Origin of the sequence: Gracilibacillus xinjiangensis, assembly GCF_042651765.1 — a bacterium.
GTDB classification, from domain to species: Bacteria; Bacillota; Bacilli; order Bacillales; family Amphibacillaceae; genus Gracilibacillus; species Gracilibacillus xinjiangensis.
In genome coordinates, this window is record NZ_JBHSDT010000002.1 from 207,296 (window position 1) to 232,931 (window position 25,636).

A 25,636-nucleotide genomic window follows, 5' to 3' on the forward strand; every position below is an offset into this window, starting at 1 on the left:
TAAATTATAATAAGGAGTGTTCTTAATGGAATTACAATTAGCGCTAGACCTAGTAAATATCCCCGAAGCAAAGGAAGTAGTAAAAGAAGTCGAAGAGCATATCGATATTGTCGAGATCGGTACACCAATCATTAAAATTGAAGGACTTAAAGCAGTAACAGAATTAAAAGAAGCTTTTCCAAACTTGCAGGTATTAGCTGACTTGAAAACAATGGATGCGGCTGCTTACGAAGTACAGAAAGCTTCTGAAGCAAAAGCTGATATTGTTACAATCCTTGGGGTTGCGGAAGATGAATCAATTAAAGGTGCTGTAGAAGAAGCGAAAAAGCAAGGCACAAAAGTGCTAGTTGATCTTATTGCTGTAAAGGATATTGAAACAAGAGCAAAAGAATTAGACGAATTTGGTGTTGACTATATTTGTGTTCACACAGGTTATGATATGCAGGCAGTTGGTAAGAATTCTTTTGAAGATCTGCAAACAATCAAAGGTGTTGTAAAAAATGCAAAAACAGCTGTAGCAGGTGGTATCAAATTAGATACACTCCCAGAAGTAATTAAAGCACAGCCTGATTTAGTTATTGTTGGCGGTGGAATCGCAGGCCAAGATGACAAGAAGGGTGTTGCAGCTAAGATGCAGCAAATGATCCAGGAAGGTTAATCTGGCATGAAAACGACGGAATATCTGACGAAAATTTTAGAAGAGCATACTCAATCTGTTGACTCAATTGCTGACGAGGAAGCGGAAGAGCTGGTGAATAACATTACCAACTCTAAGAAAGTTTTTGTTACAGGTGCCGGCAGATCCGGTTTAATGGCTAAATCTTTTGCAATGCGGATGATGCATATGGGAATTGATGCATATGTAGTTGGTGAGACAGTTGCTGCGACTTTTGAAGAAGACGATATTTTAATTATCGCTTCAGGGTCTGGTGAAACGAAAAGCCTTGTACCAATCGCAGAGAAAGCAAAGAAACTTGGAGGAAAAGTTGCTGCTGTAACTTTATCGCCAGATTCTGCGATTGGAAATTTGGCTGATTTAACACTGAAATTACCAGGTGCAGCTAAGGACCAGGGAAACAACAGTACAACAATCCAGCCAATGGGCTCTCTTTTTGAGCAATCTTTATTGCTAGTTTTTGATGCGATCATTCTAAGATTCATGGAAAAAAAGGGTCTGGATACGATGAAAATGTATGGAAAACATGCAAATCTGGAATAACCTTGGCCACATAACGAAGAAGCAGGAATGTCACGTACTCCTGCTTCTTTCTTAGATTCTGTGAGTATCACTTTTTGAAGTGCTTATTGCGGTATTGATCTTTCTGCATTAATAGCACCACTGCCATATATGTTATGGTTTCCATCCTCCCACAACTCTGCTCCATCTTTCAATAAAGCTTTTACCTGATCAGGAGTTAAGTCAGGATTATGCTGAAGCATCAAACTGACAATTCCTGCACAAATAGGTGTCGCCATTGAAGTACCAGACATAGAAAAGTAATACTGTCCTACACGGCTGTTTTTTTGCAGTTTATCGATATACGAATTAGGAGAACGCAAAGAGATGATATTTACCCCTGGCGCCAGAATATCTGGTTTTGTTTCACCGTAAATTGTAGGTCCCCTGCTGGAGAAAATTGCTACTGTATCATCATTTAGAGTAACAGTATCCCTGTCATCCAGAGCACCAACTGTAATTATCCTGTCACTTATCCCAGGACTGGCAATTGTTTGCTGTTCTGGTCCACTGTTACCTGCAGCTGCACAGACCGTAATCCCGCTTTTCCAGGCTTCTTCTACAAGCTGTACCATCGGATCCCTGTCTTCTTCTCCATAGTTAAATGGAACAGTTCCCAGCGACAAACTCATAATATGAATTGGACTGTCCGGATTTCTTTCATTATAGTTAATACACCATTCCACACCTTGCATAATCGTATCCAAGGTACCTGATCCCATTCTATCCAATACCTTTACACCTGCCAAATTTGCTTCTGGCGCTGGTCCCATGTACCTGCCTGAAGAAGCAGTTCCATTTCCGGCAACATCCCCTGCACAGTGTGTTCCATGTCCATTATCATCATAAGGTTCCGACCGCCCGTTAATAAAATCAACAAAATCAGTAATCCTTCCTGATAAATCCGCATGTGGATAAATACCTGTATCGATTACCGCAACCTTTGTTCCTTTCCCTGTTAATGTAGTATTGTTTCGAACGACTTCTCTTGCATTCGCTGTTGGTAAAGCAACATCCAATAGTGCATGAACTTCTCTATTTTTATAAACTTTCTTAATATGCTCACAATTACATAACAATTCGTCAAGGCTGTTTGGTGTAATTTCCGCAGAACAACTGGAAACTCTCGAATAATAATGGTGAATTTTAGTTTTCGAATGTTTTTTGGTGATCTGCTCAACTTGTTGACAACCTTCAATAAATTTCTCTGGATGGAATTGGATAATTACCGGAAGTTTTTTTGTACGTTTTACTCTTTTTTCATGAAAAGAATGTAAAAAACAAGGTGTATATCTGAATGGACGATATAAATTAACCAATTCCTCCCGTAAAGGACGCTCTAATTGTTTTGCATGACTTCGCACCATCTGAATCATTGAATAACCAAACAAATTATCCCTCTTTTCTCTCTTTTTTATAAACTATGAAAAGAGAAGAGGGGTTGAAGCAATGATTGTACCTGTATTGCAAAAGAAAGGCATGTTCAATGAATAATTTGCTGAATAAAAAAATCTCCATTAATCAAGGAGATTTTTTACAGCTTTATCGCAGCACCATTTACTTGTTTATAACCACGCATTTTGCTTAATTCCTCTACCAGCTTTAAAGTTGCTTTATTTTTTGCTTTTGCTTCTATCATAATATCTGCTGATTCGCCATATGCTTTCAGAGCTTTTATGAACGGCATGGCAAAGCTTATGTCAACATAATCTGCATGTGCTCTAATTAACTTTTCTGATTTTGGTGAGGATAAATGAAATTTAGGTACCTTATCAGTATTTTTCCATGTTCCAAAGATTCGAGGTAATAATTGCTCAAATTCTTTCGCAACACCAGGATTCACCCAATGATGGTGATAATCGAACACAAATGGAATACCGTGCCGCTCACATATTTGAAGTGTTTCTTCAGCAGTGTAAGTCTTATCATCATTTTCAAGCGTTGTTTGCCTCCGAATATCCTTGTCAAGCTTGTCAAAGTTCACATTAAATCTGCCTATTGCTTCTGGTTTATTACCATATGCTCCTCCAACATGGATATTTATATTGGCATCTTTATCCAATCCCATTGCCTTAAGCATTTCATAATGATAGGCCATATCAATAATAGCATTGCTTGTGACATGTTCCTGGGGACTAGTAAACAATGTGAATTGATTAGGGTGAAAGCTGACGCGTAAATTATTCTCTTTGACAAGCTCACCAATTTCTTTAAATAGATAAGAAAATGGTGTTACATAATCCCACTTCACCTCTGGATGTGTAGCAAGCGGGACAATTGAAGACGACATTCGGTAAAGTTCAATTCCATGGGCAATATTATAATATAACGTACGTTTCGTATTTTTTAAATTTTGTAATGTAAGATAATAAAGTTTCTCTTTTCTGCTGTCTTTGTCTTGTTTCTTCCAATTTGCGAATGTTAACGTTCGGGAAGGAGATGCCTCCCATAAAGAAATAGCTGTTGATACATATCCGAATCGAAGTATCATTATTTTCCCCCGCCCTTTCTTAAAAGATAGTGTATTATTTCTTTGCTGAAATATGATCATACACTAGTTTGCTGTTCTGCAGCCAATGATATGTGTAGAAGATTCTATTCTAGCTATTCAATTATCCCAATAACAAAATTGTTGGAATATATCAGTGTTAATTTCCCTTAATATGCTATAATCGAGAGTGAAGTCTAGACAACAGTTAATTCTTAAAAGGGATGGTTTATATGGCGATATATCAAGAAATTAAAGCAGCTTTAGAAACTTCTATAATAGACGGTGAGTATCCAATCGGTGAGAAATTGCCACCAGAGGTGACTTTAGCAAAGCAATTCAAGGTAAGCAGAGAAACGATTCGCTCTGCGATTAAATTGTTAGAACAGGAAGGTAAAGTGGTTGTCCGCCATGGTGTGGGGACATTTGTCGTTAATCCTCTCCCCTCTCTCCCTAATAGTTTAGAAAATTTAATGAGTGTAACATCAATGATCATGCATGCGGGATTAGAGGACGGAGAACGTAGAGAAAAATTACGTAGAGAAGAACCAATAGATGAATGGAGAGAGTTGTTACAACTTCAACAAAAAGAAGAAGTAATTGTTCATGAGCGGATTAGAACAGCAAATAATGAACCGGTCGTTTTCTCTAAAAATATCCTTTCCAGCAAATTAGTTGGTAATGATATCTTGAATAAAGAGAAGATCGGTTCCCTCTTTCAATACTTAAAAAATGTCCACAATATTGAAATTGATAAAGCTACAACAGAGATTATTGTTCCATTACATACTGATCCTAATTGCCAGAAGTTACTTATACACCCCGCAACAACTGTTCTGTTATTAAAGCAGCTGCATTATGATCAACATAACACACCTGTCCTTTATTCGCTGGATTATTTCAGAAATGATATTTTTAAATTTTTCATTTCCAGATCTAGAACTTAATTGATCTTTTAGTAAAAGCATTCGTTTCATACGAATGCTTTTTTTATTGACTGTAAGAAGATTACTTTCCCCTCTCCTGTCCCTAATATTTTTTCTTATATTTCTACAATAATTTACAAAGTCTCAACAAATCCATAATTAATTCTTAATAATTTAGTGATAAAGTAAATTCATAAGATGTATAGACTTCTAATAATGATAAATACCATTATCTTATAAATAGGTAATTAATCCCCCCTAGAGGTCTGTACCTCTTTTTTAAAATTTTTATATAAAGGAGTGAAGAAATGTGGTATTTCCGAACCTTAGGTGAACGAAAAATAATCGAATTTATCTTTTTGTGTATATTTATGTTATTTTTCTTCGGACCTTTGCTGAATCTGCTGCTGCTTGCTTTTGCAGGGGAATGGCAATACCCGGATGTTTTACCTAAAGTATGGTCTCTTGAATGGTGGTCATTTGTTTTACAGGATGAATCAATCGTAAAATCTATGTGGCTGTCTTTCTTAATTGCTACCATCGTTACGTTAATCTCTTTAATAATCTGCATTCCTGCAGCATATGCCTTTGCAAGAATTCAATTTCCTTTAAGGCGCTTTTTCTTATTTTCATTCTTGTTAACCAATGCTTTTCCGAAAATGGGCCTATATGTTGCGATTGCGGTGCTATTCTATCAAATGAATTTGATGAACACCTTCACTGGAATTATTCTCATCCATATCATTAATACACTAATGTTTATGACATGGATACCTTCCGCTGCTTTTGAAAATGTACATAAATCGCAAGAAGAAGCAGCAAGGGATGCAGGCGCTTCACCTCTAAGGGTTTTCTGGCATATTACCTTACCAATGGCGAAACCGGGAATTATCGTAGCATCCATATTCACTTTCTTATCATCACTTAATGAAGCGGAAGGTACATTTTTAGTTGGGGTTCCAAATTACCAGACAATGCCTGTTATCATGTATTCAATTATAGCAGATTATCCAAGTACCGCTGGTGCGGTTTTCTCAGTGATTCTCACTTTACCAACACTCATTCTTTTATTTGCGGCGCGTCGCTTTGTTGGTGCAGATGCTTTTGCCAGTGGATTCAAAATGAAATAAAGGAGGGATGGATACTTGGCTGTTAAATTATCAATTGAAAATCTATCTAAAATATATCCTACTGGTGAAGGTGTAAAGAACATAGATTTTCATGTCAAAGAAGGCGAGCTAGTTACACTATTAGGACCATCAGGGTGCGGGAAAACAACCGTGCTGCGAAGTGTTGGCGGTTTTATTGATCCCACTAGTGGTGCCATTAAAATTAATAATAAGGAAGTACACCATCTGCCACCGGAAAAGCGGCCAAGTGCGATGGTATTTCAGAGCTACAACTTATGGCCACATATGACTGTTTTTAACAATTTAGCATTTAGTTTGAAATTAAGAAAAGTAAATAAAAAAGAAATAGAAAAACGAATTGAGGAAGTATTAACACTAGTCCACCTAAAAGGTATGGAAAAAAAATATCCGAGTGAATTGTCTGGGGGTCAGCAACAGCGGATTGCACTTGCCCGTGCATTATTATTAGAACCTGAGGTATTGCTATTGGACGAGCCTTTTAGTGCCCTTGATGCCAAATTGCGGCATGAACTGCGGGAGGAATTAAGAGAAATCCAATCTAAACAGAATTTAACGATGCTTTTTGTCACACATGACCAAGAGGAAGCATTGTCAATCTCAGACAAAATCGTTGTCATGAATAACGGGAATATTGAACAGATCGCTAATCCGCAAGATGTCTATAATACTCCTGCTTCCTTGTTTGTTGCCCAATTTATCGGGAGAATGAATTTCGTCAAAGGAAAAGCGGATACCAACATTCTTCAAATAGGAAATTTAACCTATCCATTTACAGATTCATACACAGGTGAAGTTACCGTAGGAATTCGCCCAGAAGATATACAACCAGTTCAAAGCAATGCTGCGAGTATTGAAGCAAAAGTAGAAGCAATCATGATGCTCGGCCATTTCGCTGAAATAACATTACACACCATTATTGGATCACTCAAAATGTTTGTAGACCGAAAGCAAATGGAACAAATCAGATTAAAAAGTACGATAGCCATTCAATTCAATCACTTACAAGTTTTTAATGAAAACGGAGAAGTTCTTAATAATAGGAGGATGGAAATTTATGAAAATGTTTAACGGAGCAAAACGAGTATTCACAGGAGCAGTAATTGGTTTAAGTGCAATAGCATTAGTAGCTTGCAGCAGCGGGAATGAGGCAGACGCTTCAGGCAAGACAGAGATTTCCGTCTACAGTTCTGGGTCAAAGAACGTAGAACAATTCTGGGAAAAAGTGATTCCTATGTTTGAGGAAGAACACGAGAAAATCGATGTAGAATTTGTTTTTGTACCATCAGGAACGGGTGGACAATCAACAATGGATCGTATTTTAGCTGCAAAGGAATCTGGAAATGATTCAGGTGTAGATATATATGAAGGCAGTCTTGAAGATATTATTAGAGGGAAAGAAGAAGGAGATATTTTCTATCCTTTAACAACAGAAAATGTGGAGAATTTAGGTAATGTACAAGAACAAAACTTAGCAGGGGCAAATGATTTGGCTGTTCCTTACCGCGCCTCCTCTGTTGTCCTTGCATATAACGAAGATAAAGTGAAAGATGTTCCAGATACCGCGGATGAATTATATCAGTGGATTAAAGATAACCCAGGACGTTTTGCATACAATGATCCGACAACAGGTGGTTCTGGTAGTTCATTTGTTATCACAACTGTCTACAATCAACTAGAAGATGGTGCAATGAATATTCAGGATGAAAGTATTATGGAAGAATGGAATATAGGATTTGACTTACTAAACGAATTGGCTCCATATATGTATCAAGAAGGTGTCTATCCGAAGAAAAACCAAGGAACAATAGACTTACTAGCTAACGGTGAGGTCGATATGATTCCAGCATGGTCAGATATGGCTTTAGAACAAAAGAATGCAGGTCTTTTATCTGAGTCGATAAAATTAAAACAAATTGATCCAGCATTTACTGGCGGTCCGTCATATTTAATGCTTGCAAATAATGGAGATGAAGCACGTAAGGAAGCTGCCGAAGAATTACTAAACTATGTACTTACATTAGATGTACAGGAAATTGTTATGGATCAGATGTATGGATATCCAGGTATTAAGTGGGAATTATTATCAGAAGAAGATCAGGAAAAATTCACAGATGTTAGTGGCGGCTACCGTATTTTCAATGGTGGTGAACTTGGCAGTGAATTAGTTCAGCAATGGCAAAAAGAGGTTGCTGCACAATGAACAAAAAATGGAAATCAGCAATATTAGGATTAGGGCTTGTTATGCCCTCTTTTCTGATATTGCTAGTCCTTGTCATGTACCCTGTCTCTTCTTCCATTAAAACGAGTTTTACTGGAGAAAATGATAGATTCACTCTGGACCATTACAAGTATATTTTCACAGAACCACTAATCGTAGATAATATCCGACATACTTTAATTGTCACTTTCTTTTCTTGTCTGTTCGTTTTAATTATTGCTTATTCGATCGCAATTTACTTACGTTTCAGTCAAAGCAGCATTGCGAAGTGGGTGAGTAAAACCTACCTTATCCCAATGTTTATACCAGGGGTAATTGCTGTGTATGGTTTTATTAATTTTTACCGTGATAACGGATGGATTGCTCGAATCATTGGTGAAGAAAGTATGCCTGCCATCATTTATGATGTTAAGGGGCTTATCATGATCAATATCTGGTTTAACATTCCTTTTACAACACTGCTTTTAGTTTCCGCATTGCAGGCGATACCGAATTCGATCATTGAAGGAGCAAAAGATGCCGGCGCAAATATATTACAGCTTTTCTGGCATTTTATCCTGCCTTTATCTTATCGGACAATGCTAGTTGCACTTACTTTTTTATTTATGGGGATTGTGGGAAGTTTCACTGCACCTTTCTTAATTGATCGTAATGCACCACAAATGCTAGGAGTATCGATGCAACAGCATTTCTCTGTTTTTAATGAGATTGAACAATCTAGCAGTTTGGCAGTTTTTATGTTCTTATTGTGCTCATTAGTCGGTTTCTTCTATATATATAGCAATATAAAAGGCTCTAAGAAAGAACTGAAGTAAAATTATTCTAGGAGGACATTATGAAAATTCAACTACTAGATCAGCCTGTTACCTTAAATGAAAGACTCACCTACTCTGTTCAGCTTCCTGATACAGGGTTTTATTCCATAACATTAAAGGCCAAAAGTACGACATGCTGGTCTGAGGAAAACAATGAAGCTTCAATGGTCCGTATATATATGAATGAATTACATCAGCAAGACATTATTATTTTTTATGGCCAGAAAAGTTTTAGTTATGAACGTAATTTAGGTGAATGGCAGGCGGGAAATTATCAATTACATATTGAACCATTCACAAATCATGTTGTTCATGTTGAATCGATTGAAATAGTTAAATTAACGCCAACACAGAATGATAGACTAGCACTTCAATATGCCCCTATTCTACATGGACGAAAAATTTACGGGGAATATGACAACATGTATACAGATACTCCATTAGAAATGATCTACCGGATTGGCGAATGGGAAAAAGGTAAGGTACTGGAATATCACATGGTATTCAGTCACGAGGATGAAGGCACACCTGCCATGCTGTTAATGGCAAAATGGGGGCGACTGCTTGACATAGAATATATGATCAGAATCTATCTTAAGGAAGATGAAACAATTGACCATGCCATTTATCAAGGAGCAAACCATATTGATACAAAATACTTGAAAGAATTTATCCATGGAAAACGCCCTGTTATGCAAACTGCAACAGGCAATGGAAATTTCACGGATGATATTACCAGTGAGTATCATTTTTCTTTCTTGCCTAGAGAATGGAAAGCAGAGGAAGAACCAAGAGAGTTTGTCATGGAAAGATTTCCATATGTTAATCATTTAATGGAATGGGAAGCAGCTCGACAACTGACAAAAGAACAGCCACCTTACAATCAATTAGAGACATTATCTTCTTTCCTATTCATTCATTCGTCCATTTGGGACATTGAACTTGGCAAGGTTACCATTGATTTTGCCTGTCAATTGGAAGGTGATGATCATTGGTACAGCAGCTCATACGGGCAAATAAAACTGGGACCTTTTGATGCAGCCTATACCGGTCCTTTTCACCATTTTGCTGTTGCCATATATCTGCCTTTTGCTTTTGATTTTTCTGAAATTACGAAAATAAAAGTTCGCCTCATCAATCAGGAGTTAGCGTCTATTACAGTGAAAGGCCTAAAGGTTTTTACTTACAATAAAGAAGAAGGGTTACAAAATTGGATTAACAAGCAAGAGAGCTATCTCTTAAATCAAAATAATACAGAAAAGATAATTTGGAGCAATTAGTTAGGAGTTAAGAAGTATGACCATTTTATTTAAAACGACAGCAGAAATTACACAAGAGAGTATGCAATCCCATTTAACACACACATTCTATGTTCCAGAGGAGTCTCAAGCACTATCTATTGATTTTCAATTCGCACCAGACATATTGGAAGATGAACCAAAGCAGAAAGCCATTATATCAGAAACATTAAAAAGCTATAACTTATTTCCTGACAATAATGAGATAGCTCCTCTGATCGATAAATATAGTCCATTGAAAAATCTGCTGACATTATCTGTGGATGATCCTAACGGATTTCGCGGTGCAAGACATTGCCATGCTCCAGATCAGCATATTACAATAGCAGAGCAAAATTCTTCCCCAGGAATGTTAAATGGTGCACTAACATCAGGTCTGTGGTCTGTAACAATTAGTGTTCACGCAATTGTTACTGATAAATGCAATTTTTCTTTAGCAATAAAGTCAGATATAAAGCAAACAGAGGATACTATACGTATTCCTTGGTTTAATCCAATCAACATTAGCAATTTTCCTGAAAACAAATTGGAACATATTATCGCTCCAGTATGTGGTAATAGTTCTGAATATGTTTGGAAAGCTGCTGAGTTACATACACATACTTTCCATAGTGATGGCCAGCAGGACGTGGCGGAGATGGTTCATACTGCAGAGCAGCAAGGATTGGATGTTCTTGCCATTACGGATCATAATACAACAAGTCCACTGCGCGAAATGGAAGATCAATTAAACAGAACATCACTTCAATTATTATATGGACTAGAATGGACGACCTTCTTTGGCCATATGTTAACATTCGGCTATCCAGAACTTACTTATACAGATTGGCGTAAGCTCGGACCGACAGATGTACACAAAGGTTTAGAAAAAATCCATGAGCTTGGCGCAGTTGCAGGAATGGCGCATCCCTTCCGGATTGGGAATCCAATTGGAACTGGCTGTCATTGGGAGTTCAAAATGGAGAATATCAATGATTTTGATTTTATTGAGGTGTGGAATGGAAACAATCCAAGCCCATCCTTTTATAACCAGCAAGCAATGGAATTTTGGACAAAACTATTGAATAAGGGCTATCGCATACCTGCAACAGCAGGCCGTGATTGGCATCATAACAATGATCCACAAGCAAAATATGCTATTACATATGTACATATGCCGCAAGACACGAAGGATTTCCGCAAAGATTTCTTGCAATCAATCCGTGAAGGCAGAATCTCTATATCCTATTATTCTGTTCTTTCATTAGCAATAATACAAGCTGAAACGGTGTACACCATTGGAGAAACAGTGAGAAAAGATGGATCGCGACACCAATTGGTTATGACAATGCAAGAAGTTCCAGTTCATGCAACTTACAAGCTTGTTTCTAATAAAGGCCTGATAACTGAAGGCGACCTTCCTAAGAATGGTATAGAGATACCTCTAAGTTCTGAATCACTTACCTGGATTCGAGCAGAAGTATATAATCAGGAAAAAGAGCTAATCGCCTTTACGAATCCAATCTATTTTAAAATAAAATGATCTGAAAAAACTTGAGATTTCAATTAAAATAAGCAATGTAAAATACACAAGAAAGCTTCTCATGTATTTTACATTGCATTTTCTATTCCCTTTTTAATCAATATGTAATGAATTTACAGAGATCTCATAATTATATTTAAATATCCTGATACATAACAATAATATGATCCCATTAAGAATTAGTAGAAACCAAAAAAAACTTTGAAAGCCTAGCATAACTTGATCTAATTGGTTATGATCACCATTACTCATCCATTCAGTTATTGATCCATCTACCCATAAATTCATAAATGTTACGCCAAAAGCAGTTCCTAATCCCTAAATTTCTTAGCAAAGCGATAGCACTGCTGATCGTACCTAATAAACCTTGAGATACTTGTCCAATCATTAATGTATAATTAGGGGATGTTAATACCCCCATTGCCAATCCAAGCAAACATAATAATGTGGCTACTTTCCAAGTATTAGTCATTGGTGTAATAAAACTTAATCCCGCTAAACTAAGTAGCATGAAGGTCAGTCCAATAATTACCACTTTTTTACTACCAAAACGATCTGCTAAATTACCGCTGATAGGACCAGTTATCGCCATAAACAATGGATACATCATTAATAATATTCCTGCGAAGGAAGTACTTGTTCTTAATATACCTGTTAAATAAAATGGGATCACTACCATCGTTGAGTATGTAACCATATAACTAACAATTATTGAAATCCCTCCTATTTTAATTAGAGGTAACTTAAATAATGAAAGTTCAATAAATGGATGGTCTATTCTAGAACTTCTTCTAACAAAAACCATAAAGACAAAATTCCTAGAAAAGAAACTGGTAATAGATAAAGGTTAAATCCATTATCTCCAATCATGTTTAATAAATTGGCTGTGTATATTGTAAAGAGACTGGATTATAGCTTAAATACATGCTTTTAAGTTATGAATTGGATAAACAGTTTTACATTGCTTCATTTTCACTATAAATCAATATTAATAGTTGACTTATATAGATAAATTTGCATGTTACAATATCTTCCATAAATCATGACAATATATTATTTACTAAATACTATAAAAGTAGTAAAAAAATAATTTTCAAGTTAGAAAGGAGACAAGTTATGGAAGATAATAAAGGTAACCACATGACTAGAAGGGATTTTCTTAATCAAGCTGGTAAAGTCGGAGGTGCAGTAGCAGTTTGGGGTGCAATGGAATCATTAGGCTTAATAGGTCATTCTCTAGTTGGTGCGAAAGAATTTCAGTCTCCTAAAATAAGTGATTTGACAGCAGTAAATAAAAACGGTAAAAAGATTATCATTTTAGGAGCCGGCATTGCTGGTATGACGGCAGCATATGAGTTAAGAAAAGCCGGTTATGAATGTAAGATACTTGAAGCCAGGGACCGTTCAGGCGGTCGAAACTGGACGGTACGGAATGGTACGAAAGAAACAGAGCTTAAAGGATACAAGCAAACAGCTAAATTTGATAAAGAACTTTATATGAATGCTGGTCCTGCTCGTATTCCTCAACATCATGTGACAATAGACTATTGTATGGAGTTAGGAGTTGAACTTGAAGTATTTTCCAACTCTAATGAATTCTCCTACTATTACCAAGAGAATGCCGGACCTTTATCTAATCAAAAAATTAGAAAAGGTACTGTAAGAGCCGATACTCGTGGGTATATATCGGAGTTATTAGCTAAAGTTTCGGACCAGGCAGCCTTAGATACACCTCTCTCAAAAGAAGATATTGAAAGATTGAAAGATTTTCTAACAAGGAATGGTGATTTGTCTGATAATTTGACATATAACGGGTCAAGTCGCCGTGGTTATAGTGAATTACCAGGCGGAGGCCATCAGTCTGGCAAGTTAGATGAACCATATAACTTTAGTGAACTTCTTCAATCAGGAATGATGAACCATTTTAGCGGAGATTATAGTTACAATCAACAGCCAATGATGTTTCAGCCGAAAGGAGGAATGGATCAAATTCCAAAAGCTCTTGAAAAGCAGCTGCCTGGAGTTATAACGTTTGGGGCAGAAGTACAAGAGATTAGACAAGGTCCTGATAATGTACGAATCGTTTACAAAACAAACGGAAAAACCAAAGAGATTACTGGAGATTATTGTATTTGTACGATTCCACTCTCTGTCTTAAAAAATATATCTGCAGATTTCACAAAACCAATGAAAAATGCAATTAAAAGTATCAGTTACGCACCTGCCGGTAAGATTGGCTTGCAGTTTAAGAATAGATTCTGGGAACAAGAAGATCGAATTCTTGGTGGTATTACAACAACCAATATGGATATTTCACAGATTTGGTATCCATCTAACGATTATTTATCCCAAAAAGGCATATTAATTGGCTATTATAATTTTGGTCAAAATGCTATAGACTACGGAAATCTCCCTCATTCACAAAGACAAGCCCGTGCTTTAGCTCAAGGGGCAAAAATACACCCTCAGTATAACAATGAATTTGAAAGTTCTTTCTCAGTTGCATGGCAGAAAACCAAGTATAGTGAAGGAGGATGGGCCTCTTACTCCTCATCTGATCTTAAAAACTATTATCCTATTTTAAATGAACCTCAGGGTCGAATCCACCTTGCTGGCGAACATCTTAGTTATCTAACCGGATGGATGGCTGGTGCATTTGAATCAGCAAGAATTGTTGTTAGCAGAATTCATGAGGAAGTATTAAAAGAAAATAAGGTATCATCAAAAGCAGGTTAAACAAACCATTACGTTATCTAAAAACAATAAAAGGAGTAGATTATATGAAAAAAACTGTGAAAATAATTATCGCCACTCTAGTGCTTGGTATATGTTTATTTGCAGGATTCTCTTTTTCAATAGCTAGCAGTGAAAAAAATGCATTAAATTCCAATAAAATTTCCTTTTTTGGTTCTGCAGCCTCTTCTATTTCCAGTTCAGTTTCTGTCCCTCATAATTATAATAGATTATTATTCAGCGGAACAGTCCCACCTCTATTAGATGAAGATGGAGACAATACTTATGAAAGATACGGTGATACAGAAACACAGGCAATAGGAATTATCAAAAAATTTGAAGAAGATTTGGAAAGAAAAGGGCTGTCTTTGTCAGATATAATCTATTTACGTGTGTATGTTGCCCCTGATCCTAACAAAGGAAATGAACCTGATTATACAGGATGGTTTAACGCATATGCTCAATTATTTAATACGGAAGACAATCCGGTTAAAACAGCACGCTCTACCGTAGGGGTGGAAAGTTTAGTTAGTCCTGATTTTCTGATTGAGATTGAAGCAGAAGTAGCATATAAAAACAATGGCAAATAGTAATAGACTAATATTGGGAGTGATTTTATGATACCGAATATCGGAATTCCAGGGTTAATTTTAATTTTGATCATAGCACTAGTTATTTTTGGACCTTCCAAGTTACCAGCAATTGGACGAGCCTTTGGAAACACTTTGTTTGAATTCAAAAATGCAACGAAAGAGTTGATGTCTGACGGAAGTAATGATGAGAATGTGTTGAAAGAAGAAAAGAAGAATGAGAAACAGACTCTTTAAAAAGTAATATGGTATTTAGCAGCTATAAAAACTAGCAGGTAGATGAGGCAAACTCATCTACTGTTTTTTTTAACAGGAGGCGTCGCCATGGAAAAAAAAGAACTTCATCTCATTGGGCATCTAGAAGAGCTGCATAAACGAATCCTTATCGTTTTATCAGCCTTTATTATCTTTTTTATATGTGCGTTTATTTTTGTACAAGATATATACAATTGGTTAATCAGGGATTTTAACGGTAAATTAGCTGTTTTGGGACCAAGTGATATCCTATGGGTTTACATGATGATTACAGGCGTTTTTGCTATTGCTGCAACTATCCCGGTAATAGCCTACCAAATATGGAAGTTTATATCCCCCGCACTAACAAAAGAGGAGAGCAAGCTGACTTTAAGCTTTATTCCCGGATTATTCATTTTGTTTATTGCTGGGATAAGCTTTGGCTATTTTATATTGTTTCCAATTGTATTAGAATTCCTAATGAATATCTCCGCCGGGCAGTTCGAAACAATGTTTACAGCTGACAAATACTTTTTATTTATGCTTCAACTTAGCTTACCGCTAGGCTTTCTATTTGAAATGCCATTGTTAGTAATGTTTTTGACACGATTAGGAGTAATTAATCCTGTACAGTTAGCTAAGGCACGGAAGATCTCCTATTTCGCTCTCGTTATTTTGTCTGTTTTAATTACTCCTCCAGATTTTATTTCAGATATTTTAGTCATTGTTCCATTACTACTCCTATATGAGGTAAGTGTATTAATTTCTAAAATTATTTATAAAAAGAAACTTGCCATGGAAGCAGAGTTGGTAGCTTAATTTATAATAAGATATCTAGTGCCGCTATCGTAGCCTGGACCTTCCTACCATCAATTAATGGAATAAATGAGAATGAAAAGAAACAGGACGTTCCTTGTCCTGTTTCTTGTTTCGATTATTAATTTAATGACTATTGACCAACTTTTCTGCCCTAATATTAAGCCTTAGTATTGAAGTTTAAGGCTTTAACACTACTTTAATACAGTTATCCAACTTTGCATCAAATATTTCATAACCGTGCTTTGCTTCTGTTAATGGCAATGGATGTGTAATGATATCACTTAAGTTAACCTTCCCAGAACCGATTAAATCATGTAAGTGTGGCATGTAATGAATGACAGGAGCTTGCCCTGTTCTTATGTTGACATTCCGTTGGAAAATGTCTCCAAATGGAAATCCATTATAACGGGATGCGTAAACACCAGTTACTTGGATATTTCCACCTTTTCTAACTGCCTGGCTTGCCATTACCAACGCACCCATCGATCCACCATGGAGCTTTAAACCTGTAGCTAGAAATTCTAAATCTGTCATCTTCCCGTCCATTCCTACACAATCAATGACAATATCAGCGCCGCCTTTGGTCATTTCATGCAAATGGGCACCAACATTCTCAAAGTCTTCAAAATTAATGACTTCAACATTATTGGTCCGTTTAGCATGATCTAAACGATATCCTACATAATCTACTGCTATTACTCTTTTTGCACCCTTTAACCAGGCAAATTTCTGTGCAAGCAAACCAACAGGGCCACAGCCGAGGATGATCACCGTGTCTCCCTCTTTCATACCAGAGTTGTCTACACTCCAGTATGCAGTTACCCCTGCGTCTGAAAGTAACACCAGGTTATCATCATCTACTTCACTGTCATCAGGAATTTTGTATGGGGTAAAATTACCGTAAGGAACTCGCATATACTCTGCCTGTCCACCTGGATAGCCACCTGTTGTCCCAGAGTAACCAAAATATGCTCCCATTTCCCCATTATCATTAGAATTATCACATTGACTTTCTAACTGATGCTGACAAAACCAGCATTCACCACAGCTCACGTTAAAAGGAATGACCACTCTGTCACCATTTTTTACTTTCGTTACATCTGGTCCAACTTCTTCTACAATCCCCATCGGTTCATGCCCAATAATATAGTTCTCTTGAACATTCGGAATCATTCCATGGATAAGATGCAAATCGGAGCCGCATATTGCCGTATGCGTTAATTTGACAATAATATCATCCGGTTTTTCAATCTTAGGTGCATCAACTTCTTTTACTACAACTTCTTTAACCCCTTGAAAGGTTACAGCTTTCATATATCAATCCATCCTTTTCATTTACTTGGGTGGCGTCGGAAATAATCCCTTGCGATTATTATTATCAGGGAAAAGCTTCAATCCTGCGATATCGACAGCAGTTTGTGCCGCTTTTAAATCAAGCATCTGTTGTTCACTTACATCATACGGATGGAACCATTTCTTTTCCATCATCAACTCTATCACTTCTGTATGAAAGTCAATTGCTGCTTCCATTTGATTTCGAATGGTTGTCCGAACTTCAGGGCTAGCTGCTTCTGTTATAGCAATGGAATAATTTCGAATGGACTCCTTTACAGTTATTAATAAATCCATTGCGATTGCTGAATCGATTTGTTCTGGCATTCCAACTGAATTTATGGGATCTAAATAATCGTTCATATATTCACCTCATTTACTCTGTTTTCGCATAGGGATAAAGACGCTGTAATTGTTTAATATCTATAACAGACATTTCCACATTTTTTTGTAATAATGCCCGAAGATCCTGGTCAAAAATGACACCTTGCATCAACTTCGACTTTAACAATCCGACTGTTTTCATATTTAAAAGTTCGTGAGTGTCCATTGTTTCATGAAAAGCTAATTCCTCTTTTCCCACTACAAAAACCTCCTCGCATTTTGTTAAACTAAGCATATTTTGCCACATATGGTTTATCCTATACACAAATAATTGCCAGCTTGGAATAAATATGATTTGGTTACACAACCTAATTAAAAATTAATAAGGAGTGAGAAAATGGAAAATAAGTTAGCTCTCCACGAACGAATGGAAATTCACGAGATTTTAACATTCAAGAATTTATGTTTAACCAAAGCAGCTACAATGCATGGTTTAGTAGGATGTGAGCAGTTAAAAGAGATTCTGTTAACAGATGTTACAGAAGGCAAACAACATGTAGAACAATTAAATGACTTATTAAAAAACAGGGAGGTGATTTCATGACAAATATGCTGCAGAAAATTGCCGGCATGGCTGGTATGACAGACCAAGTTATCGCAACAGATTTTCTAATCTCTACTAAAACAGCAGTAAGGAACTTAACCTTTGCTCTAACAGAGTCAGTAACACCAGATGTAAGAGAAGTCCTGCAGAAACAATTAACCTATGCTATGGAGGCGCATGAAAAGATCAGCCAATATATGATGGAGAAAGGATACTATAATCCAAGTGACATAGAGGAACAACTGGAAGTAGACTTGAAGGCATCAAAAGCCGCTCTGAAGTTGGCTAAATAGTTAAGCGGGAACAGTCTTTTTCCAAATCTCTTAGTGGTTACCGGTTAAATGAGAATAGATAAAATTCAGGGTATAGTATGTGAATAATTATGGAATTACTATACCCTCCCCTTCTTAACACCTTATAGTTCAGATTGAACCATCAACAAGACCGTACTGTAGGCTTTTCATAAGTATCTTCCCCCGCATTACAACTCAGCTTTTTGAAATCTCTGATATGCTGTCATCAAGTTTAGAAGGGTATAACTAACATAGCTCTTAGACAAGCAACAAAATTTGAGGAAAGCATATGGTATTAACGTCAATGAAGTGAAGGGGTGAAATAATGAATGAAAGAAATCATCTGAATTATAAAATGAATTATTGTTTTTATCCTGGTCAAAGTGAAGAAGTTATTGTTTTTATTCATGGAATACCAACAAACCATCATTTATGGGATGCCATTATTCCATACCTGGAGGAGAAATATACTATATTAACGGTGGATTTAATTGGATACGGTTATTCCGAAAGAGCGCCTTTTTACGATTTAACATTACCAAAACAAGCGGAGTATATTATCAACTTGCTTAACAATTTAGGTATTACAAAAGCACATTTTGTTGGGCACGATCTTGGGGGAGGAATTGTTCAAATTCTTTCTGTTTTCTATCCACAGCGAGTTAGAAGTATTGTCATTGCAGATGGGGTTTGCTTTGCCAATTGGCCATTGCCTAAAATAGTTTCCATTCGATACCCGACAGCAGAGGAATTTGAACCTACCCCTCTCTTTATCGAACGCATGCTTCGTGAAGGATTATATTATCCGCAAGTGTTAAAACCAAAATTATTAACCGACTTAATAATTCCTTTTAGTGGACCAAATGGGCCTAAAGAATTACAACAGGCCTCATTGTCTTTAAATCATCATCAAACAGAAGATCTTGTTCCATATCTTCAAGCAATAACATGCCCTTCTACCCTTTTATGGGGACAGCATGACCGTTATTTACCTCCATATTGGGGGAAATTATTACAACAGCATATGCCGAAATCTATCTTCAAGATTCTGCCTAACTGCGGACATTACTCTATGTTAGATAATCCAAGCCTATTCGCCAAAGAACTTTGTGAACATATAGAGAATGCAACAATGAAAATACCCATTTAAGAAGTTTTCAATTAAGAAATAAGGAACCATAATATTCTTAGTAGTAAGGAACACTATGGTTCTTTTTTGAGATTTATTAGCTGAAAGTGTTACCGCCACTTTGATTTTGTGCTGACTGCTGATTTTGCTGTCTTACTTCATCTGTATTTGTTCCGGAAAAACCTGGTTGAAACGCGGATTGTGCATTTGTAAATTGTCCACTTGATGCTCCTGTTGATGACTGGAAGCCTTGTTGGGCTTGATTTAATTGCTGATACTGTTGAATCAGTTGCTGCATTTGATTTAATTGCTGCGCAGCATTCTGTTCCCCATTAGCCATTTGCTGTTGTTGCTGTGCACTGATTTCTTGACCTTGTTGAAGCTTTTCTGCATTAAGTGACTCCTGTTGTTCCAGTTGTCTAGCTAGTTGGCTGATTTGATTCAGGATTTGCTGATTAGTTTGTGTCATAAATATTCTCCTTTCCATTAAGATATTTTTATCTTGTGTTTTCTCCTTTAAATTATTCACTGATCCATGGAGAGGATGTAAATTCTTCAGAAAGAAGTCGAGACTTGTACTCAAGCAACTAACAGACGCTTTTACTTTGCAGTTGATTCTTTCTTAGTCATTACAACTAACGTTCCATCTGTTTGAACTTGTGCAAAAAACACATCCGAAACAGTAGTAATATTTTGCTCTTTCAGCTGCTCCGTAACCCATGTTTGATCAAGATTCAACTTTTGCAAATTTTTAGTTAGAATCATCCCATCTGATATGACTTCGGTCGGTATAGGATAAGCCTTCTGTTTGGCAGGGATATTCATATCTACTTTCGTGACAGGTTTAGCACTGTCCTTAGGCATTACAGATAATTTCCCGTTCGTTTCAAATATTGCGTAATCGACATCTGCAATAGAAAAGATGTTTTTCTGTCTTAACATTGCCGTCAATGAATCTAAGTCTAATCTACTTGAACGAAAGGCTTTGTCAATAATCTTCCCTTCTTTTATTACAATGATAGGATCTCCTGTAACAACTTTCCTCAGTGCTTTTGACTTAATATCCATCAGATCCATTATTAACGTAAATACAGCCCAACCAGCTAATGCTATTACACCATTGATAATGCTAAGGTTTTGATTGACTACAAGATTTGCAGTAATGGAACCAATCGCAATCGCTGAAACGAAATTAAAGAAGGTCATTTGGCTGATTTCTTTTCTACCTAGAAATCTCGTTAATGCGAAAAGAACTAAGAATCCAACAGCTATCCTGATCAGTAACTCTAAAAAATCCATTTTTCTTACCACCTTTTATCATTTTTCTTTAACATTATTGGTGATTTTTTTACATGTTAACCGTCCTAAATGATAAAGTGTGAATTTTAAGCAGCTATCCTCCAATTATTATAAATAAAATTGGCGCAGTACCTGTCAGGATACTGCGCCTTTCTTTTAATTATACTACTGGTTTGGCCTCAACTTTTCCTTGTTTCTCTATTTCGCGTACTGCCTTATCACTTGTATCCACTCTTCTCACAAATAAAGCTAGTACTAGTGCAACAATGTTAATTGCAAGAGCAACATAGAACGAATACTGGATACCACTTAACAAAGCATGCTGTGTCATGGAAGCAGCGGAAGCTTCTGTTATCGTTGATGGGTCCACACCGTTCATTAAATTTTCACCTTTTGTTTTTGCAACAGTGTTCATCATTGTAACCATTACAGCCGTACCAATTGCTCCTGATACTTGCTGTGCTGTATTATTAATGGCTGTTCCATGCGGATTTAACTGTGTTGGCAGTTGATTTAGACCATTTGTCATAATTGGCATCATAACCATAGACATTCCAAACATACGTAGAGAATAAACAATGATTATATACGTATATGTCGAATCAGTTTGTACATGTGCCAGCATGTATGTGGAAACCGCAGTAACTGCAAGACCTATTACAGATAACAACCGTGGTCCGAATTTATCAAACAGTTTTCCTGTAATTGGTGACATAATACCCATAATGATCGCACCAGGTAATAACATTAAGCCAGAATCTAGTGGGGAAATACCACGAACATCCTGGACATAAGCTGGTGTTAAAATCATACCTGAGAACATCGCTACAGCATTAACGATAGCAATGACAGATGCAAGGGCAAACATTGGATATTTGTATGGCCGCAAATCCAATAATGGTTCTTCCATTTTTAATTGACGGACAACAAACAAGATTAACGCAATTCCGCCCACAATTAATGTTGCCAATACAACGGAATCACTCCAGCCTTGTGAACTTGCATTACTTACTCCATATAATACGCCACCGAAACCAATACTCGATAAAACTACAGATAAATAATCAAGTTTTGCATTTTTATCTTGCTCCATGACATTATTAAATTTCCAGATAGCTAAAACCAAACTGATAATAGCTAATGGTAAAATCATTTCAAAAAGTAATCGCCAATTGTGATATTCCACAATATAGCCTGAAAGTGTTGGTCCAATTGCTGGTGCTGCAATCATTACCATGCCGAAAACTCCCATAGCCGCACCACGTTTTTCCCTGGGGAAGCTTACTAGCATGATATTCATTAATAAAGGTCCCATTACAGAAGAACCAGTAGCTTGAACCATCCGCCCAGTCAGCAGTACGCCAAAATTAGTGGCAAATGCAGCAAGTGCTGTACCTGCAGTAAATATGGCCATAGCGGCAACAAATAAATTGCGGTTTGAAAAGCGTGTAATTAAAAAGGCTGATGCAGGAATTAATATTCCACTGACAAGCATATAACCTGTCGCAAGCCATTGTACTGTAGAATAATCTTCAATGTCTAAATCCACCATTATAGATGGAAGAGCTACATTCAACAATGAATTATTAAGAAAGGAGACGAACGCTCCAATAAATAAAATACTAATCATTAAATACGGTGGCTTATTCAATTGTCTGTTCATGATTTTTCCCTCTTATCTTTATTTAATCTTTTTTTGCACTTGATCATTTTATACCTACAGTTCATTTTTTTCAACATTTTTATACTCGTTGTATAAATTCGTTGTTTTTCTCCCTAAAGAAACGTATACTACTTCTTATAAAGGTCAGGGGGATATATGATGAATGAGAGAAAAAGGAAAGTAGCAGATATAGCCTTAACGCTTTTTATTGAAAAAGGTTTTCAAGAAACATCCATTCAGGAGATTATAGAGAAAGCAAACATATCTAAAGGGACATTTTATAATTACTTTTCTTCTAAAAATGACTGTATTGCAGAAATATTAGAAAACATAAGATATGATGCGAGTCAACAACGAGTTGCCATACAAATTGGCAAAGATCCGCAAGATCGTGAAGTGTTAATCGAACAAATTACGATATTAATGAGGTTAAATGAGGAAAAAAACTTACGATCCTTATTTGAGAACATTTTATACTCCAATCAAACTGATTTAAAAAAGCTGGTGTTACAGCACAGAGTAATAGAAATGGAATGGTTAGCTAATCGTCTGGTTGATGTGATCGGCGAAGACATTCGCGAGTATGCAACAGAAGCAACTGTTTTGTTTTTTGGCATGGTGCAATATATGTTATTTACGCTAAATCTGACAAACAGCCAATATTCACTAGATGATTTAATCGAAACACACCTATCTTATGTAGAAGTCCTAATACTCGAGATGAAAAAGAAAGGCAGCACTATTTTAAATAATTTTGAAATCGACTTACTTCAAACAAATGTCCATAAAAAAGTTGTAACAAAAGCTGAGATATTGGAAATGGCTGAACAATTAAAAAATCAGTTTGATTTCAATGAAGACCAAAATGATCTACTTGATGTGATTCTGAGCGAGATTGAACGAGATCGTGTAAGGAAAATAATCATAAAGAAATTGCTGAAACCTTTTCTTCAACTATTTAAAGAAACTCCTGTTGCATCACAGGTACAGTTATTTACAAATTCTATATGGAATTATTTGAGAACATTTTAATACTAATTATTTGGCGTATGTTAGTAAATGAGAATCTCCCTTTAAAAGTGGCGGATTCTCATTTACTTACTAAAAAACTATTCCATACCGGACAACTCTTACCACAGTATGTTAGACGATTTCCGAACTCGTTTTAGACTCTATTACCTTTGCAATCTAAGTAATACTAATCCCCCCCTAACCATTACATACAGCGGAAATAAGCGTAAACAACGGTAATAAACGCCCCCTCAAATTCCAAATATATAATTTAATTTACATCACAAAAAGAACACACACCAGCAGATATCTAAGTCTCTCTCTTATCTCGTAATTAAAAATCAGCCTGAGAATATTTCAGTAATATTACAAATAATTAACTTTGCTAAAAACGCGTTTAGAAATTAAGTAAAAAGAGAAAAGGTATCTATGTAATACAAGTTTCTAAGGAGGTGCTTTTATGGCTAAAAATAATTATGCACAACATGAAATTCTTGAAGTACACGAAATTTTGACTATCAAGTCCGCTTGCGCTGCTAAGTCTAGTATGATGCAAGGTTTAGCTGAAGACAGTGAATTGAAAGTTTTACTAAGAGAGGATACAAAGATCGCCCAAGAAGCAATAAAGGAACTGAAAGATATACTAGAAGAGGCTAAATAAAGGAGGAATAGCAGATGTCAAATATTCTAGACAAAATCAGCAATAAAGACTTAATCAATGATGAAGTGATCGCAACAGACTTGCTTGTTTCAGCCAAAGCAGCTGTTCGAAGCTATTCTGTCGCTATCACGGAAACTGCAAGTCCTGAGATACACAAAGTATTAAAAAAGCAATTAAATGATGCGATTGATCTTCATCATAAAATTGCGACATACATGATAGACAATGAGTTATACCATGCTTATGATATTAAAGAACAAGTACAGCATGATCTGAAAAAAGCAGATTTGGCATTAGATATGCCAACAAACAGCAAATAAGCTTATGAGGTGGTATTTCACACAACAAAAATCCTCTCTTAAATTATCTTTTATTTAAGAGAGGATTTTTGAACTTATCGTTTAACCTATACTGCTATCTACTATTTTCTCCCCTTCTAACTACCACTCCCAACTGTGCCTTTTCTGGTATCAGAAACTTTTAAACCAATTGAAGGTATAACCTTACTGATAAATTGTTATACCTGTTATAGAGAGTTGCGAGAGTCTTCTACCATTTACCTCTTTTATTATTAATATTTTTCAAAGTCTAATCTGAAACCTTTGTTCCCTTAAATCGTATATAATTTCAGGAATAAAATTAGGAGTCGATAAAAGATGTATAGATTACTGACAATTATCATTCGAATATTCGTCGCCATTCCTGTAATGGTTGCCACATGGCTTGTTAGCTTTTTTGCATTAGAACTATCTTACTTGTATGCTTCAGGGCTAGCATTAATAGGAGCGGGACTAGCCTATTGGCTTATCTCTGTTATTATTTATTTCCGTTTTCTAAAAAAGAACGAATTGAAGATAAGAGAATACCGCTATATTCATAAAAATCTATTGGAGGCAAATAGTAAAATACGTCGGATGCAAAGAGCTCTTTTATCGATTCGACATCTGACTTTTTTAAAAGAGATGATGGAGTTAATACGAATAACAAGGAAGATCTATCAAGTGACAAAAAAAGAGCCGAAGCGGTTCTACCAAGGTGAGAAATTCTATTTTTCACATTTGGATTCAGCAGTTGAATTAACCGAAAAGTATGCGCTTCTTTCCACACAGCCTAATAAAAGCAGTGAAGTGGAACAAGTACTTTATGATACACGACATACAATCAAAGAAATGAAAATTATTATAGAAAAGGATCTCTATCATATCCTCTCTGATGATCTAGAACAGCTTCAGTTTGAGATAGATTTTGCTAAGCATTCGAAGAAATAATAAAAGGAAGGTTGGATAACA

Annotated in this window: 29 protein-coding genes; 20 read left to right on the top strand and 9 right to left on the bottom strand. The window is 36.2% G+C overall.

Features of this window, described 5'->3' with window-relative positions; genetic code table 11:
- Positions 1–25: 25 nt before the first annotated feature.
- On the top strand, positions 26–658 hold the full coding sequence (gene hxlA, locus ACFOY7_RS02550; RefSeq protein ID WP_153406986.1) for a 3-hexulose-6-phosphate synthase: 633 nt from the start codon (positions 26–28) through the stop codon (positions 656–658).
- Between the two features lie 6 nt (positions 659–664).
- The gene (hxlB, locus tag ACFOY7_RS02555; RefSeq protein WP_390249110.1) at positions 665–1,219 is read left to right on the top strand and encodes a 6-phospho-3-hexuloisomerase; all 555 of its coding nucleotides are present in this window, start codon (positions 665–667) and stop codon (positions 1,217–1,219) included.
- Between the two features lie 83 nt (positions 1,220–1,302).
- On the opposite strand, the gene ACFOY7_RS02560 is transcribed toward hxlB, so the two are convergent.
- Entirely contained in the window at positions 1,303–2,628 is a 1,326-nt protein-coding gene (locus tag ACFOY7_RS02560) for a S8 family peptidase (protein ID WP_390249112.1), read from the bottom strand.
- Positions 2,629–2,771: 143 nt separating this feature from the next.
- Positions 2,772–3,728, bottom strand: coding sequence for a UV DNA damage repair endonuclease UvsE (gene uvsE / locus ACFOY7_RS02565; protein WP_390249114.1), 957 nt, complete (start codon positions 3,726–3,728; stop codon positions 2,772–2,774).
- Positions 3,729–3,958: 230 nt separating this feature from the next.
- On the opposite strand from uvsE, the gene ACFOY7_RS02570 reads away from it, so the two are divergent.
- The 7 genes from ACFOY7_RS02570 (at position 3,959) to ACFOY7_RS02600 (ending at position 11,655) form a co-directional block, all read left to right on the top strand.
- A complete protein-coding gene (locus tag ACFOY7_RS02570) occupies positions 3,959–4,672 on the top strand; it encodes a GntR family transcriptional regulator (protein ID WP_390249116.1) in 714 nt (237 codons plus the stop codon).
- Between the two features lie 287 nt (positions 4,673–4,959).
- Positions 4,960–5,781: an ABC transporter permease gene (locus tag ACFOY7_RS02575; protein WP_390249118.1), complete on the top strand. Its 822-nt coding sequence runs from the start codon at positions 4,960–4,962 to the stop codon at positions 5,779–5,781.
- 15 nt (positions 5,782–5,796) lie between these two features.
- A complete protein-coding gene (locus ACFOY7_RS02580) occupies positions 5,797–6,870 on the top strand; it encodes an ABC transporter ATP-binding protein (protein ID WP_390249120.1) in 1,074 nt (357 codons plus the stop codon).
- Positions 6,857–8,002: an extracellular solute-binding protein gene (locus ACFOY7_RS02585; protein WP_390249122.1), complete on the top strand. Its 1,146-nt coding sequence runs from the start codon at positions 6,857–6,859 to the stop codon at positions 8,000–8,002. Before ACFOY7_RS02580 ends, ACFOY7_RS02585 begins: the two co-directional genes overlap by 14 nt.
- The gene (locus tag ACFOY7_RS02590; protein WP_390249124.1) at positions 7,999–8,835 is read left to right on the top strand and encodes an ABC transporter permease; all 837 of its coding nucleotides are present in this window, start codon (positions 7,999–8,001) and stop codon (positions 8,833–8,835) included. Before ACFOY7_RS02585 ends, ACFOY7_RS02590 begins: the two co-directional genes overlap by 4 nt.
- Before the next feature lie 20 nt (positions 8,836–8,855).
- Entirely contained in the window at positions 8,856–10,115 is a 1,260-nt protein-coding gene (locus ACFOY7_RS02595) for a hypothetical protein (RefSeq protein WP_390249126.1), read from the top strand.
- 16 nt (positions 10,116–10,131) lie between these two features.
- Complete coding sequence (locus tag ACFOY7_RS02600) at positions 10,132–11,655, top strand: CehA/McbA family metallohydrolase (RefSeq protein ID WP_390249128.1); 1,524 nt, start codon at positions 10,132–10,134, stop codon at positions 11,653–11,655.
- A 256-nt stretch (positions 11,656–11,911) separates the two neighbouring features.
- Here the strand turns inward: ACFOY7_RS02600 and ACFOY7_RS02605 are convergent, their stop codons facing one another.
- Positions 11,912–12,460, bottom strand: a complete 549-nt coding sequence (locus tag ACFOY7_RS02605; protein WP_390249130.1) for an MFS transporter — start codon at positions 12,458–12,460, stop codon at positions 11,912–11,914.
- 311 nt (positions 12,461–12,771) lie between these two features.
- Here ACFOY7_RS02605 and ACFOY7_RS02610 point away from each other — a divergent pair, with 311 nt between their 5' ends.
- The 4 genes from ACFOY7_RS02610 (at position 12,772) to tatC (ending at position 16,031) form a co-directional block, all read left to right on the top strand.
- Positions 12,772–14,391, top strand: coding sequence for an FAD-dependent oxidoreductase (locus ACFOY7_RS02610; RefSeq protein ID WP_390249133.1), 1,620 nt, complete (start codon positions 12,772–12,774; stop codon positions 14,389–14,391).
- 44 nt (positions 14,392–14,435) lie between these two features.
- A complete protein-coding gene (locus tag ACFOY7_RS02615; RefSeq protein WP_390249135.1) occupies positions 14,436–14,978 on the top strand; it encodes a Rid family hydrolase in 543 nt (180 codons plus the stop codon).
- Between the two features lie 27 nt (positions 14,979–15,005).
- Entirely contained in the window at positions 15,006–15,215 is a 210-nt protein-coding gene (gene tatA / locus ACFOY7_RS02620; protein WP_390249137.1) for a twin-arginine translocase TatA/TatE family subunit, read from the top strand.
- Positions 15,216–15,302: 87 nt separating this feature from the next.
- Positions 15,303–16,031: a twin-arginine translocase subunit TatC gene (gene tatC / locus ACFOY7_RS02625; RefSeq protein WP_390249139.1), complete on the top strand. Its 729-nt coding sequence runs from the start codon at positions 15,303–15,305 to the stop codon at positions 16,029–16,031.
- Positions 16,032–16,208: 177 nt separating this feature from the next.
- On the opposite strand, the gene ACFOY7_RS02630 is transcribed toward tatC, so the two are convergent.
- The 3 genes from ACFOY7_RS02630 to ACFOY7_RS02640 are packed head-to-tail and all read right to left on the bottom strand — an operon-like array spanning position 16,209 to position 17,946.
- The gene (locus tag ACFOY7_RS02630) at positions 16,209–17,345 is read right to left on the bottom strand and encodes a zinc-dependent alcohol dehydrogenase (RefSeq protein WP_390249140.1); all 1,137 of its coding nucleotides are present in this window, start codon (positions 17,343–17,345) and stop codon (positions 16,209–16,211) included.
- A 21-nt stretch (positions 17,346–17,366) separates the two neighbouring features.
- Positions 17,367–17,726 carry a spore coat protein gene (locus tag ACFOY7_RS02635; RefSeq protein WP_390249142.1) on the bottom strand — a complete coding sequence of 120 codons (360 nt, stop codon included), beginning with the start codon at positions 17,724–17,726 and terminating at the stop codon, positions 17,367–17,369.
- Between the two features lie 13 nt (positions 17,727–17,739).
- Positions 17,740–17,946 carry a spore coat protein gene (locus ACFOY7_RS02640; protein WP_390249144.1) on the bottom strand — a complete coding sequence of 69 codons (207 nt, stop codon included), beginning with the start codon at positions 17,944–17,946 and terminating at the stop codon, positions 17,740–17,742.
- 138 nt (positions 17,947–18,084) lie between these two features.
- Between ACFOY7_RS02640 and ACFOY7_RS02645 the strand changes: the two genes are divergently transcribed.
- From ACFOY7_RS02645 to ACFOY7_RS02655, 3 genes are all read left to right on the top strand, one after another.
- The gene (locus ACFOY7_RS02645; RefSeq protein WP_390249146.1) at positions 18,085–18,291 is read left to right on the top strand and encodes a hypothetical protein; all 207 of its coding nucleotides are present in this window, start codon (positions 18,085–18,087) and stop codon (positions 18,289–18,291) included.
- On the top strand, positions 18,288–18,584 hold the full coding sequence (locus ACFOY7_RS02650) for a spore coat protein (RefSeq protein WP_390249148.1): 297 nt from the start codon (positions 18,288–18,290) through the stop codon (positions 18,582–18,584). The genes ACFOY7_RS02645 and ACFOY7_RS02650 overlap by 4 nt, the downstream gene beginning before the upstream one ends.
- 325 nt (positions 18,585–18,909) lie before the next feature.
- Entirely contained in the window at positions 18,910–19,734 is an 825-nt protein-coding gene (locus ACFOY7_RS02655; RefSeq protein ID WP_390249150.1) for an alpha/beta fold hydrolase, read from the top strand.
- Positions 19,735–19,810: 76 nt separating this feature from the next.
- Here ACFOY7_RS02655 and ACFOY7_RS02660 read toward each other — a convergent pair whose 3' ends face one another.
- From ACFOY7_RS02660 to ACFOY7_RS02670, 3 genes are all read right to left on the bottom strand, one after another.
- The gene (locus ACFOY7_RS02660) at positions 19,811–20,182 is read right to left on the bottom strand and encodes a hypothetical protein (protein ID WP_390249153.1); all 372 of its coding nucleotides are present in this window, start codon (positions 20,180–20,182) and stop codon (positions 19,811–19,813) included.
- A 131-nt stretch (positions 20,183–20,313) separates the two neighbouring features.
- On the bottom strand, positions 20,314–21,012 hold the full coding sequence (locus ACFOY7_RS02665) for a DUF421 domain-containing protein (RefSeq protein WP_390249155.1): 699 nt from the start codon (positions 21,010–21,012) through the stop codon (positions 20,314–20,316).
- A gap of 160 nt (positions 21,013–21,172) precedes the next feature.
- Positions 21,173–22,675, bottom strand: coding sequence for an MDR family MFS transporter (locus ACFOY7_RS02670; protein ID WP_390249157.1), 1,503 nt, complete (start codon positions 22,673–22,675; stop codon positions 21,173–21,175).
- Between the two features lie 159 nt (positions 22,676–22,834).
- On the opposite strand from ACFOY7_RS02670, the gene ACFOY7_RS02675 reads away from it, so the two are divergent.
- The 4 genes from ACFOY7_RS02675 (at position 22,835) to ACFOY7_RS02690 (ending at position 25,615) form a co-directional block, all read left to right on the top strand.
- Complete coding sequence (locus tag ACFOY7_RS02675) at positions 22,835–23,707, top strand: TetR/AcrR family transcriptional regulator (RefSeq protein ID WP_390249159.1); 873 nt, start codon at positions 22,835–22,837, stop codon at positions 23,705–23,707.
- Between the two features lie 439 nt (positions 23,708–24,146).
- Positions 24,147–24,347, top strand: a complete 201-nt coding sequence (locus tag ACFOY7_RS02680) for a hypothetical protein (protein ID WP_390249161.1) — start codon at positions 24,147–24,149, stop codon at positions 24,345–24,347.
- A 14-nt stretch (positions 24,348–24,361) separates the two neighbouring features.
- Positions 24,362–24,667 (top strand): spore coat protein, encoded by a 306-nt coding sequence (locus ACFOY7_RS02685; RefSeq protein ID WP_390249163.1) that lies wholly within the window; start codon positions 24,362–24,364, stop codon positions 24,665–24,667.
- Between the two features lie 336 nt (positions 24,668–25,003).
- Positions 25,004–25,615, top strand: a complete 612-nt coding sequence (locus ACFOY7_RS02690; RefSeq protein WP_390249165.1) for a 5-bromo-4-chloroindolyl phosphate hydrolysis family protein — start codon at positions 25,004–25,006, stop codon at positions 25,613–25,615.
- Positions 25,616–25,636 lie beyond the last annotated feature (21 nt).